The sequence below is a fragment of the Flavitalea flava genome (assembly GCF_054461575.1).
On the sequence record NZ_JBTLQH010000004.1, the window covers coordinates 146,209 to 158,946 of the forward strand.

Sequence of the window (12,738 nt, forward strand, 5' to 3'; positions counted from 1 at the left end):
GCATAAATTACAGGATCACCTTTCGACCATTCAATATTCTACCGGATCACCTGTTGGATCTGCCCCGATTCTTAATACAGCCTGATGGAAATTTTTTTAGTGAAGAGAGGTCTTTCGGTCGTTGCCGGTTTATTTTGGTGCATCCTGTTACAGGCTCAGCAAAAACCTCAGTATACCCAGTATATCCTCAATAATTATATTCTCAATCCGGCCCTGACGGGAATCGAGAATTACACCGATGTTAAGGTTAGTCATCGTCATCAATGGGTCGGTCTGCAGGATGCCCCCATAACTACTTATCTTACCATACAAGGTCCCCTGGGCAAGAAAGATGACCGGGAAACTGCTACCTCTTTCCACAAACCCGGGCAAAATCCGAGGGGCAAATATTATTGGGAAGACTATATGGCTGCCAAGCCGCATTCCGGTATCGGCCTCACCATCCTGAACGACAGGACCGGACCACTCAACAGGTTTTCCGCTTACGGGACATTTGCTTACCATCTGGGTCTTACTGCCCGTACCACTTTGGCCTTGGGATTCGCAGCGGGAATCAGCGACCTCGGCCTGGACAGAAGTAAATTGTTTTTTGATGTTCCCGTCGATCCGGCTGTCTATTCCAGCGGAGAGATCAATAAGATCAAACCTGATTTTAATGCCGGGCTTTGGTTGTATTCGGCAGATTATTTTATCGGATTATCCGCACAACAGATCATTCCGCAAAAGATTTCATTTACAGAAAGGGAAGTGGCTTTACAACCGGGCAGATTGGTTCCCCATCTCTTTGCGCAGGCCGGATACCGGTTCTTACTGGATGAGGACTATAATTTTATTCCTTCCGTTATGGTTAAATATGTAGACCCTTTGCCGGTTCAGTTTGATTTTAATGCAAAACTGCAATACCGGGACCTCCTATGGATCGGAACAGGCATCCGGACTTATGACGGTTTTTCAGCTATGGTAGGTCTGAATATATCCAATACCCTGAACATCGGGTATTCTTATGATCTAACTACTTCCAAGCTCAATACGGTCAGTAAGGGAACGCATGAGATCGTCATCGGTTTCCTGATCGGTAATAAATATGGTGATTGGTGCCCTAAAAATGTGTGGTGAGTAAAGGCAATTCTCTTAGATCACAACAATGGTCAGCCTTTTGCCGGTCTTTTCCAGTTTTCTCTCCAATTCCTGCTGCTTCAGCAAAAACTCCTGTTGTAATTTCAATTGTTCTTCCAGGATCCGTATTTGAATCCGGACCTGTTCTTTAGCCTTTTGAAGGGAAATGCCGGAGGCCTTTTCTGTAGAGTATGGTAAAGATTGCTGGGAAGGTAATGCCTGGATGATCTTCAATTGCCTTTGGATGGTCAACTGCATATTCTTAATGGCCAACCCGACTTCACGGGCGGCTGATTTTTGCAGATAGACCAACTGCCTCCCGTCGGGCTGGATGGTGTCCTGGTTAAAACGGAAGGTGAAATTGGTGGCTGGCACGAATGGCTGACGATTTTCCGGAGCTTCCGGGGCCTCAGTCACATAGATGTTCGAAGGGCTGGATGCAGCAACGTCACCGACCGACCTCAAGGTAAATTCTCTCTCATCAGGCTGGATGGCGGAGGCGAAGGTACCGGTTCCCTGATCACTTTCGGATTCTTCCCCAACAATCTCTTCAACGGCCGGAATTTGATCACTCCATTCCGATGGTGTTCTCTCTTTAGCTACATCTTTGTCTGAATCAATTATTGCCGGTTTTCTTTCCTTCCTGTTTTCCCGGAGGAGCGTATTTTGTCGCAAGACAATTGCGCTCTGAATTTTCACCTCACCTGATCCTGACAGCCGGTAAATCAGGAAGGGCGAAAGCAAATCCTCTTCCTTAGACTGAGAAACGATGGAGCCTGGAACCGAAGGAATCGAAGGAACGAATTGAACTGACCTATCAGATGGTAGTGATGAAACAGATGGGGTGGAGAAAGGTCCGGAAACCGGAACAGGATCTGATGATCCTGACAGGTAAAAAAATGCGGAAGCCAGAACCAGGATCCCTGATATTACCCTGTTTGCGCCAAAGTAGTAGGAGGGAGTCTCCTTTTGTTTGAGAATTCTTTTCACCCTTTTTAATAAAAGCCGGTCGTTATTTCCGGATGCTGCCAAGGCTAACTGAGGTTGCCGTTCCTTGTCGTTTTTTGCCAGAGATAGTAAGGCCGTGGCATAAGCGTGAGGATCATAATTGAATTGCAATACCAGGTCATCGCAGCAATGCTCCCTTTCTCTTTTTATATTCCTGATCAACAAAAGGGAAAACGGGTTAAAAAAGAAAAATAGTTCAACGAAACCAAGCCACACATTCAGCAAATAATCATGACGTTTGATATGAGCGAGTTCATGCAAAAGAATCGCCTCTGTCTGCTGAAGATTGAGATTCCCGGCCATAGCCAGGGGAAGAAGAATTACCGGCTTCAGGAATCCATGGGTCACCGGGCTGGTAACCAGGGAAGAAAGCCAGATTTTTACGTTTTTTCCAATGCCGAGTGCAAGGCTTGTTCTTTCGATGAAAACCCGGAGTTCCGGAGGAGCCTTCGAAACTGATACTCCATGTAGCCGGCTGGATTGAATATAATTCCGGAAAAACCGGATAAACAGAACGGTCAATACCAGCAGGTATAAAGAGGAGAGATAAGGCAGTCCATCCCGGAGAAATTGTTGAATGTTTTGCCATTGGGATGCCTCCGAAGCCAATCCTAAAAAAAAAGTACCGGATTTCTCCGGGAAAAAATAAGCGGAAATAAAAGTGTATCCGGATAAAAAAGTACCCATCCCTAATAAAAGAAGAGCGAGTCCATGACGGGCATTAGCGGTCGCTTTTGAAAAAACCAATGACAGCAAACCATACAAAAACCATAACCCGGCCATTTGCCAGAGGCTATTCAATAATGACCATCCCAGCGCCTTCAATAAAGGAGATTGGGTAAACAGGTGCATGCCTATTGATTTTTCAGGTTATTTAATAATTGCTGGATCTCTTCCAGTTCCTCCGGAGACGCTTTATGATTCCCCAGGGCCTGGATGACCAACTCAGTGGAAGATCCTCCAAATAAGGTATTGATCATTTTGCCCAATAAATGTTTTTGGGTTTTTTCCTTGGTAACCGCAGCCTGGTAAATATGCGATTTAAAACTGTCATCCCTTTTTACCAATCCTTTTTCATGCATGATCTGCATCAGCTTCAGCGTGGTGGTATAGCCCACATCCTTGATTTTTGCCAGGTCTTCATGCACCTCCCGGACGCTGGCCAGGTCTTTTTCCCAAAGAACCTGGAGGATCTCCAATTCGCTTTCGGTTGGTTTGATATACTTAGTCGACATAAAATGCATTTGAAGTCAATTTACGATATTTTTCGTAAATGAATGTTAAAAAACAGTCAAAGGTAATTGAAATTTAAGGGATGGGGGTATCGGGATGCGTGCGATTATATTCTCGTATCATTTCTTTGGCTGTTCGGGTACTTCCGTCATGACTCCAGCCTGGAGGCCGGATAAAGTAATTAACCCCACTTTTTATGGAACCGGATTTCCGGACTTTCCGGAATAATTCCGACCAGGTCTTAAAAGCCACGATCACCGGATTGAAGGTTCCTATATTACGGGTCAGGCCATAAGCAGGTCTTTCCTCCTCCTGTTTGAAAGTGCCAAAAAACCTGTCCCATATGATCAGGACCCCGGCATGATTCTTATCCAGGTATTTCAGATTGGTGCCATGATGCACACGGTGATGGGAAGGAGTATTAAAGATGAACTCTATTGTATTGGGAAGACGTTGGATGGTCTCCGTATGGATCCAGAACTGGTAAATCAGGCTGAAAGATTGCATCATCAGAACAATAATGGGGTGGAAACCGACGAGTGGCATCCAGCACCAGAATAGAAATGCCCCCGTGAGGTTACCCGTCCAGGTTTGTCGTAAGGCTGCCGCCAGGTTATATCTTTGGGAAGAATGATGTACGACGTGGGATGCCCAAAACCAATTGATATGATGACTGGAGCGATGGAACCAATAATAGGAGAGGTCATCTGCAAAAAATGCCATCGCCCAATGCCACCATTGGGAACCATCCAGCGTGAAGAAACGATATCGATAGATTACACTGTAAATACCGAAGATCAGTGCTTTTGTCAGTAATCCGGAAGCCAGATTGCCCAAACCCAGGGCAATACTGCTGAAGGTATCTTTTAATTCGTAAAGTTGTTTATTCTCCCGGTAGGAAAACCAGGCCTCGGCAAGAAGCAGGATCACAAAACCTGGAATCGCATAATATAATACTGCGGGAGGCATCGTTTGACAAGCTTTTTCACAAGGTAGCCTTTTATCGGTAAATCAGATTAGGGTCAGACAAGGCCGCAGAATGGAAGGTGCCGATCTCCGGGAAGGTGTAAACATGAAAAAGCCCCGATGTAGAAACACCGGGACTTTTGGTATTTGGATCTGATTAGTGTTAAAATTTGTACCGTAAAGATAAAGACTCAGATGAGATCAGAAAATTTTATTTTGTTAAAATTTGCTTAGTTTTTATCCGCTGGTAAGGCTATCATTTCTTTTGTATCCTGTTTGACAATTACTACACTCTTTTCCAACTTTTTAGGAGAAATGTTCACCTGATCTCTGGTATGAAAAACAGAGGCCAGGGTTGGGGCGATAACCAGGGAAACGATAGACATCAGTTTGATCAGAATATTCATCGAAGGTCCTGAAGTATCCTTGAACGGGTCACCTACGGTGTCTCCGGTTACGGATGCCTTGTGCGGTTCTGATTTTTTATAATAGATCTCTCCATTAATCTCGACACCTTTTTCAAAAGATTTTTTTGCATTGTCCCAGGCGCCTCCGGCATTGTTCTGGAACATCCCCATCAACACACCGCAAACAGTAGCACCAGCTAAGAAACCACCCAAAGCTTCAGGACCCAAAAGGAATCCGATGATGAGGGGAGATATGATCGTAATGGCACCCGGCAACATCATTTTCTTTATGGAAGCCTGGGTGGAGATGGCCACGCATTTATCGTATTCAGGTTTGCCCGTACCTTCCATGATACCCGGAATGGTACGAAACTGGCGTCTTACTTCTTCCACCATGGCCATGGCTGCTTCACCTACCGCGCGGATGGCAAGGGAGGAGAAAATGAAAGGGATCATGCCTCCCACGAAAAGGCAGGCCAGGACTTTTGCTTTATAAATATCGATACCCTGAATGCCGGCTACACCTACAAAAGCTGCGAAAAGGGCAAGTGAGGTAAGGGCGGCCGAGGCGATGGCAAATCCTTTACCAGCTGCTGCCGTAGTATTTCCCACTGCATCGAGGACGTCTGTCTTTTCACGGACTTCTTTGGGTAATTCGCTCATTTCTGCGATTCCACCTGCATTATCAGCGATAGGTCCGAATGCATCGATCGCCAGTTGCATGGCCGTGGTGGCCATCATCCCGGCTGCTGCAATCGCAACCCCGTAAAGACCTGCACATTCAAAAGAACCGAGAATACCTCCGGCAAGTACGAGGATCGGCAGAAAAGTAGATTCCATTCCGACAGCAAGACCTCCGATCACATTCGTTGCGTGGCCGGTAGCCGATTGACGGATAATGCTCAATACCGGGCGTTTGCCCATGGCCGTATAATATTCCGTGATGATACTCATCAGGGTTCCTACCAAAAGACCTACGCCAATAGCCCCCAGTACACCCCATTTGGTGAATTCAAGGCCGCGGAGGGACATGGTATCGGGCAGGATATAATAGACTAAACCTATACAGGCAAGAGCCGTCAGGACAATTGACCCCCAGTTGCCCATGTTCAGAGCTTTCTGTACGGTATGTGTATTGATACCTGTCGAATCGTTAATGCGGACAAACAAAGTTCCAACGATTGAAAAAAGGATTCCAACACCGGCAATGATCATGGGAAGCAGGACCGGTGCCATACCGGCAAATTTATCGGTCGAATCGGAGATCGTCTCCTGGCCAAGTACCATAGTCGCCAGAACGGTGGCCACATAGGAACCGAAAAGATCAGCGCCCATTCCGGCCACATCCCCTACATTATCTCCTACGTTATCGGCAATGGTTGCCGGGTTACGGGGATCGTCTTCAGGGATACCTGCTTCAACCTTTCCAACCAGATCAGCCCCTACATCTGCTGCTTTTGTATAAATACCACCACCAACACGGGCGAATAAGGCAATTGATTCTGCTCCCAGCGAAAAGCCGGTAAGCACTTCGATGGTCCTTTTCATTCCTTCCGAATCAATAGCGGCATCTCCCGGAGCAAATACGGCTTTCAGAATGATGAACAAACCTCCCAATCCCATAACAGCCAGACCCGCTACACCTAATCCCATAACGGAACCACCAGTGAAAGAGACGGTTAAGGCTTTACTAAGACTCGTCCGGGCTGCCTGGGCAGTACGGACATTTGCCTTGGTGGCACTGCGCATACCTATATAACCTGCTGTTGCACTGAGAATAGCACCGAAAATAAAAGCAAGAGCGATCGACCAGTGTGAATCGGGGTTACTATAACCCATGACGGCCAGCAGGATCGCTGCCAGGACCACAAAATAGGAAAGTATTTTCCACTCTGCCTTTAGAAAAGCCATTGCTCCTTCTGCTATATAACGGCTAATCTCCTGCATACGCTCGTTGCCGGCATCTTGTTTGGATACCCAGGCATACTTGATAAATGTGTAAAGCAGTCCGATGGCGCCCATTACGGGAACCAGATAAATCAATTTGTCCATAAGTTGTTGTTCTTAAACAGAATTTTCAAAGGAGGGCAAAAATAGGGGGAAAAAATCAAAAATTTACTATGTATTAGTATAGGATCTCTATAAAATGAAAAAATCCCTTCGCTTCAGTCGAAAGGATTGTTTTCAAACCCGCAAATTTGAATGAGAAGAACATGCTTTATGATAAGCTTTTCTTGGCCTTAACGGTTAAAGTATGTCCGAAAAAAGAGTCCAGGGGTTGCAAATTTGAAGGTTAAGGGTTTGTAATTCAGGTAACTATATAGTATGAACCAATTGTATGCCAATGGAATAATCAATTGAATATCAATATTTTTTATAATTTATCCCCCTGTTTTATCTCCCATTTCCGGAAACTTTTTCCCGAAATGGACCGATCCTTGCTTTATTATGGCTTTGTTACGAAGTAAAAGGAACCGATTCCCTTAAATATAAATGTTTTTCTGAATTTCAACCAGATATTCAACTAAATAATTAATTATCCGGATAATTAATTAGTACAAACTGGTACTATTAGTATAAACTGATACTAATTAATACAAGGGAAGCAACGATATGGTTAATCCCTCCGTCCTGTAATTTAACTTTATACCTGCTGATGGCAAAAAAACTGCTTATTTTTTTTGGGCTGATCGTTTTATGTTCAGGTATGGTTTCCGCACAATCAAATTGTACGGTCCTTGGACAAAATCCACAAACAGCTTTTCCTGTTTGTGGACTTACTTCCTTCAAACAGGATGATGTGCCCCAATGCGGTAATACCAATGTGCCTGTGCCAGGCTGCGGAGGCGGGTATACCAACGTAAACCCTTTCTGGTATAAATTTACCTGCTTCGGGAGTGGCACCCTTGGTTTGCTGATCACCCCCAATACCTTAGCGGACGATTACGACTGGCAAATATTCGATGTCACAGGACATATCCCGGGTGATGTCTTTACCGATGCTTCTTTATTTGTAAGTGCAAACTGGTCCGCGGTCTCCGGCAGTACTGGTACCTCTTCCGGTAATCAGGGGTCTGTCAATTGTGGTGGTTATGCTTATCCCAATATGAATTCATATCCTACCCTGATTAAAGGTCATAATTATCTGTTGCTGATCAGTCATTTTACGCCAACACAAAGCGGTTACTCACTTTCCTTTGACGGCGGGACGGCCAATATAACCGACCCGACCCCGCCTGAACTGGTAAAGGCTCAGGCCGGGTGCGATGGCAGCGAGGTCCTTGTAGTGCTCAATAAAAAAATGAAATGTGGAAGCTTGGCGGCAAACGGAAGTGATTTTACCGTCTCTCCGGCATCTGTCACGGTTACCGCCGCTGAAGGTAACAGCTGTAGCGCGGGGTTTGATATGGACACGGTTCTTTTGACGCTTAGCGGCCCTTTACCTCCGGGCGGCTATCAATTGATTGCGCGGAATGGATCGGATCAGAATACCCTGTTGGATAATTGCGGAACGAACATCCCGGTTGGGTCTTCAGTACCTTTTACTTTTGCCCTTGCCCGGCCCACCCCGATGGATTCATTAAAAATTCCTGGCTGCGGCACCGATTTGCTGGAACTGGTATTCCGCAAAAGAATCCTTTGCCGTTCTATCGCTCCGGACGGAAGTGATTTTATTATTTCAGGGCCCTCTCCTGTCACCATTACCGGCGCTGTTGGATCCTGTGACGCAAAGGGCCTAAGTTACCTTGTGCAGGTGAAGTTAGCCGGTCCCATTACGAATGGGGGGGATTACCGGATCAACCTGGCTAAAGGGAATGACGGCAATACCCTGATCGATGAATGCGGTCAGGAAACTCTTTTACCGGCATCCCTGCCATTTACTATGAAAGACACCGTATCGGCACTATTCGATGAGCAGATCCTCTGGGGTTGTGAATCCGATACAGTGGTACTGAGCTATCCTTCAAAGAATGGGGTCAATCAATGGATTTGGACTTTCGATGGACTGGAAACCAGTAATACCCAGAATCAAAGGCATATTTATCCGGTCTTTGGGACCAAGACAATCCGGCTGATCGTTTCGAATGGCTTTTGCAACGATACGGCTTCGGAGACGATACTACTGGATAATGGGATTTCCGCTGCTTTTGAAGCACCTAATATGGTTTGTCCAAAGGACCCGGTCACCTTTATGAACAACAGCACCGGCATTATTACTACCTGGACATGGGATTTCGGAGATGGGTCCGGAAGCGCTGATCAGACTCCACAGGACCATCATTTTGGCCAGACGGGTGCGGAAACAAAATATCCCGTCAGTCTGGTTATCGAAAATAAGTTTGGATGCAAAGATACCGCAGTACAATACGTTGACGTGCTGAAATCCTGTTATATCGCTGTCCCCTCAGCCTTTACTCCCAACGGAGACGGGCTTAACGATTATCTCTATCCGCTGAATGCGTTAAAAGCCGATAACCTTCAGTTCCTCGTTTATAACCGGCTGGGACAATTGATCTTTGAAACGAAGAACTGGAACAACAGGTGGGACGGGACGATGAATGGCCGCCTGCAGCCGTCAGGGACCTATGTTTGGACACTTCAGTATACCGACCACGATTCCGGGAAAAAATTCTTTCAAAAGGGAACCACTTTTCTGATCCGGTAATAGGGGGAAATAATCTTAAAATAATTAGTGGATTTAAGAAAGGGGATTACAAAGGGGCAAATGCCCCTTTGTCGCCACGCACATGGTTTTTTGCGTCGGGGCGAAAATTTCACAATTAGCCCCGACGCAAAAAATCCTCTCCGGAAATGGAGAGGATTTTTTGCAGATGAACCTGTAAGCGTAAAACTAAAACCTTTTTAACTAATTGATGGCCGTCAAGTTGTTGTAAGGAAAATATCTTTTAGTATTCTTTTTTATTTTTCTTGTTTTGTACATACTAGTTATCTAATGGAATGCCAATTCGTAAAACGTTTATAATCAACCACCCATAAAATGGTGAGCGGCAAGTGGCTTCCCCTTTTGGGAAGGATAATTCCAAGGAGAGGAATAGGGTATATAAAACACAATTTCGCAAAGGAAATCCCGTTTTTTCTTTGTTCGTTTCCAATATTCTATTTGAAATCTAATACTAATCCCTATGATTCCTCACATCAGGAACAACCAGGTCCATTTGGCAGAAGAATTCCGTCGATCGGAGAATTATTTAATGCAGGAGAGCAGGATAGCCCTTCTTAAGATACAAAGCTGGCAGTTTGCCATGAAAACCCCTGAGGTAGGCATACGGTACCAGCAAGAGGCTGCTACCATGGTAAAACAATCCCTGCTTAGTTTTGTGTCCAACAGTCATATATTAAGTGAAGAAGGGTATTATTACCGGCCTATCGAGAATTAAAAATCGCAATCACTTTTAACGTACAAGCTCCAGGCCTGTTTATAGCTATAAACTATAAAATGACCTGGAGCTTGCTATTTAATAGACAAATACGTTTAAAAACTCAGGAAAAACTGACGCATTCTTTTAGTTCCTTTTCTGTATAAGCCATTTTATATTTTTTCAGGACATCATCCGGAACTCCGTTCCATTGATTCGGTACATTTCCGATATATCCGACATCCTTTCCTCCGATCTCGGAGGTATAAAAACCGGTTGCGGTTAGATTCCGCATTAAATTAAAGAAAGCCACTCCCTGTGCCATACCCGGCTTTGCTTTTTTGGGCCAGGCAATTTCATCCACCATCTCCATTTGCTGCGATTGGCTGCAATGAGTGAAGGGTTGCCCAAACCTGTTCAGGCATTGAAGATCAAGCCAACGAAGGCCACCCCGCATAGGGACCTGGTGCTCTGGCATGTCCTTTACGATAAATTCTATAAAATCGGGTACTTTCGCATCTGAGGCGCTGCCGCTGACTTCATCCTTGGGAATAATAATATCCCCCAGCAGCGTGATAGTGGCCATTTCTTCCCAGGTAAAAAATGTTTTGGAAAGAACATCCTTTTCATGTTCTGCCTCTTCCTTCATACGGTTGATCGTAGAAACAGGACCAGCTGTTTCCGCAGGTTTCTGTTCCGGTGTTTTTTTGTCACCCGTATTACAGGCTTCTACCAGGACACCGGTCGCCACTGAACCTACGAGGATCGCCTTTATTGATTTTCTTCTGTCCATAATCGTATTGGTTGATGAACTAAATATTCTGTTTTTTCAATTGATCGACGATGTATTCGCTGGTGCGCATGGACAAAGCCAGAATTGTCCAGGTAATGTTTTTATCGGCCTGTGATACGAACGGGCCGCCATCCACACAGAAAAGGTTCCTGCAATCATGGGCCTGGCTGTATTTATTCAGGGGAGAGGTTTTGGGATCATTACCCATACGAACGGTACCCGCTTCATGAATAATATTGCCGGGAGCGTGGATGCCCCAATTATTCTTTTCGTTGTCCTCATGTCCCCAGGTGGTGATTGCGCCCATGGCGTGAAGGATCTCTTTAAAGGTCTCCTTCATATGTTTGGCCTGTTTGATTTCATATTCGGAATGACTGGTATTAAAACGTAATACCGGGATCCCGTACCGGTCAACGACCGTTGGATCTATCTCACAATAGTTATTGATATTGGCTACCGCTTCTCCGCGCCCGGCCATACCGACATGGGCGCCGAACAGGGTTCGGTAGTCTTTCTTCAGGGAAGAACCATATCCGCCGGCTTCTTTTTGTTTGCCCATAATATTGTAGTTCCCGTTGAGGTTCTCGATGCCCCAGCTAAAGCCGTAGGCTGGCTGGTCAAAACCCCCTCCATATTCAATATGATAACCGCGGGGGAAATCAAGTTTTTTATTGTCCAGCCACCATGGCGTGTAGACGTGCATACCGCCTACGCCATCCTCATTATAACGTTTGCGGTCCAATAATTCCGGGATAATTCCTCCCATATCGGCCCCGGTGGAATCATGCAGGTATTTGCCTACCACATCACTATTATTGGCCAATCCATTGGGATGGCGGGGTGATTTGGAATTGAGCATGAGCCGCGCGCTCTCGCAGGCGCTGGCTGCCAGGATCACCGTTTTGCCAAAGACCTGGTATTCCTGCAAATCGGTCTTATCCACATAGGATATACCGGAGGCCAGTCCTTCCCGGTCGGTAAGCACTTCTCTGGCCATAGCATTCGTTACCAGGTCGATATTGCCGGTCTTCAATGCAGGGATAACCAGACAGGAGGATGCGGAGAAGTCGCCGTAAACCTTACAGCTTCGGCCGCATTGGGCACAATAAAAACATTGCCCTCTTTCGCTGTTGATCTGTTTGGTCAGGATCGACAGACGGGATGGAATAACGGGGATGCCTATGCTATTACCCGCCTTTTTTATAAACAGTTCATGCAGACGCGGTTTAGGCGGAGGAAGGAAAATTCCGTCCGGGTCATTGGGAAGGCCTTCATTCGTCCCGAATACCCCAAGCATCTTATCTATTCTGTCATAATAAGGTTTGACGTCGTCATAACCGATAGGCCAGTCATCTCCCAGGCCGTCTATGCTTTTCCGTTTAAAATCCTTTGGTCCAAAGCGTAAGGAGATCCGGCCCCAATGGTTGGTCCTTCCTCCCAGCATACGGGCCCGCCACCATTCCCAACTGGTCGTTCCGGGAGCTCCGGTTTGGGTATAAGGTTCGTCATCGATGGTCCATCCCCAGTAACAGCCGTCAAAATCGCCGAAAGGACGGTATTTTGTACTTGCTCCCCGCCTGGGCGATTCCCAGGGGTTTTTTAATTGGTTGGAATCCGTTTTGGGGTCGAACATGGGTCCGGCCTCGAGCAGGCACACTTTCATTCCGGCATTTGCCAGCATATAGGCGGCCATTCCCCCTCCCGCTCCGGAACCAACAATAATAGCATCGTACTTTTTAGTTTGTTTTTTGATCTGCAGGTCTCCCATGTATAAGTCTCCGGGTTGAATTTAAGAACCTAGTTTTGTATAAAGTGCGTAAATCTAATGGTTTAGCAA

Annotated in this window: 9 protein-coding genes; 3 read left to right on the top strand and 6 right to left on the bottom strand. The window is 45.9% G+C overall.

All coding sequences use genetic code 11. From position 1 onward, the window contains the following. Positions 1–84 precede the first annotated feature (84 nt). The gene (locus ACX0G9_RS06430; protein WP_459064044.1) at positions 85–1,116 is read left to right on the top strand and encodes a PorP/SprF family type IX secretion system membrane protein; all 1,032 of its coding nucleotides are present in this window, start codon (positions 85–87) and stop codon (positions 1,114–1,116) included. Between the two features lie 15 nt (positions 1,117–1,131). Here ACX0G9_RS06430 and ACX0G9_RS06435 read toward each other — a convergent pair whose 3' ends face one another. The 4 genes from ACX0G9_RS06435 to ACX0G9_RS06450 form a co-directional block, all read right to left on the bottom strand. After that, positions 1,132–2,976: a M56 family metallopeptidase gene (locus tag ACX0G9_RS06435; protein WP_459064045.1), complete on the bottom strand. Its 1,845-nt coding sequence runs from the start codon at positions 2,974–2,976 to the stop codon at positions 1,132–1,134. 2 nt (positions 2,977–2,978) lie between these two features. Further along, complete coding sequence (locus ACX0G9_RS06440; RefSeq protein ID WP_459064046.1) at positions 2,979–3,359, bottom strand: BlaI/MecI/CopY family transcriptional regulator; 381 nt, start codon at positions 3,357–3,359, stop codon at positions 2,979–2,981. Positions 3,360–3,432: 73 nt separating this feature from the next. After that, positions 3,433–4,326, bottom strand: coding sequence for a sterol desaturase family protein (locus tag ACX0G9_RS06445; protein ID WP_459064047.1), 894 nt, complete (start codon positions 4,324–4,326; stop codon positions 3,433–3,435). A 227-nt stretch (positions 4,327–4,553) separates the two neighbouring features. Further along, positions 4,554–6,782: a sodium-translocating pyrophosphatase gene (locus tag ACX0G9_RS06450; protein ID WP_459064048.1), complete on the bottom strand. Its 2,229-nt coding sequence runs from the start codon at positions 6,780–6,782 to the stop codon at positions 4,554–4,556. Between the two features lie 604 nt (positions 6,783–7,386). Between ACX0G9_RS06450 and ACX0G9_RS06455 the strand changes: the two genes are divergently transcribed. Beyond that, the gene (locus tag ACX0G9_RS06455) at positions 7,387–9,396 is read left to right on the top strand and encodes a T9SS type B sorting domain-containing protein (protein ID WP_459064049.1); all 2,010 of its coding nucleotides are present in this window, start codon (positions 7,387–7,389) and stop codon (positions 9,394–9,396) included. 478 nt (positions 9,397–9,874) lie between these two features. Beyond that, the gene (locus ACX0G9_RS06460; RefSeq protein ID WP_459064050.1) at positions 9,875–10,129 is read left to right on the top strand and encodes a hypothetical protein; all 255 of its coding nucleotides are present in this window, start codon (positions 9,875–9,877) and stop codon (positions 10,127–10,129) included. A gap of 103 nt (positions 10,130–10,232) precedes the next feature. On the opposite strand, the gene ACX0G9_RS06465 is transcribed toward ACX0G9_RS06460, so the two are convergent. Beyond that, complete coding sequence (locus ACX0G9_RS06465; RefSeq protein ID WP_459064051.1) at positions 10,233–10,901, bottom strand: gluconate 2-dehydrogenase subunit 3 family protein; 669 nt, start codon at positions 10,899–10,901, stop codon at positions 10,233–10,235. Between the two features lie 19 nt (positions 10,902–10,920). Beyond that, a complete protein-coding gene (locus tag ACX0G9_RS06470) occupies positions 10,921–12,669 on the bottom strand; it encodes a GMC family oxidoreductase (protein ID WP_459064052.1) in 1,749 nt (582 codons plus the stop codon). Positions 12,670–12,738 lie beyond the last annotated feature (69 nt).

Coding starts and splice junctions, on each gene's coding strand:
- ACX0G9_RS06430 (WP_459064044.1), top strand. CDS start 85: ATGGAAATTTTTTTAGTGAAGAGAGGTCTTTCGGTCGTTGCCGGTTTA.
- ACX0G9_RS06450 (WP_459064048.1), bottom strand. CDS start 6,782: ATGGACAAATTGATTTATCTGGTTCCCGTAATGGGCGCCATCGGACTG.
- ACX0G9_RS06440 (WP_459064046.1), bottom strand. CDS start 3,359: ATGTCGACTAAGTATATCAAACCAACCGAAAGCGAATTGGAGATCCTC.
- ACX0G9_RS06465 (WP_459064051.1), bottom strand. CDS start 10,901: ATGGACAGAAGAAAATCAATAAAGGCGATCCTCGTAGGTTCAGTGGCG.
- ACX0G9_RS06445 (WP_459064047.1), bottom strand. CDS start 4,326: ATGCCTCCCGCAGTATTATATTATGCGATTCCAGGTTTTGTGATCCTG.
- ACX0G9_RS06470 (WP_459064052.1), bottom strand. CDS start 12,669: ATGGGAGACCTGCAGATCAAAAAACAAACTAAAAAGTACGATGCTATT.
- ACX0G9_RS06435 (WP_459064045.1), bottom strand. CDS start 2,976: ATGCACCTGTTTACCCAATCTCCTTTATTGAAGGCGCTGGGATGGTCA.
- ACX0G9_RS06455 (WP_459064049.1), top strand. CDS start 7,387: ATGGCAAAAAAACTGCTTATTTTTTTTGGGCTGATCGTTTTATGTTCA.
- ACX0G9_RS06460 (WP_459064050.1), top strand. CDS start 9,875: ATGATTCCTCACATCAGGAACAACCAGGTCCATTTGGCAGAAGAATTC.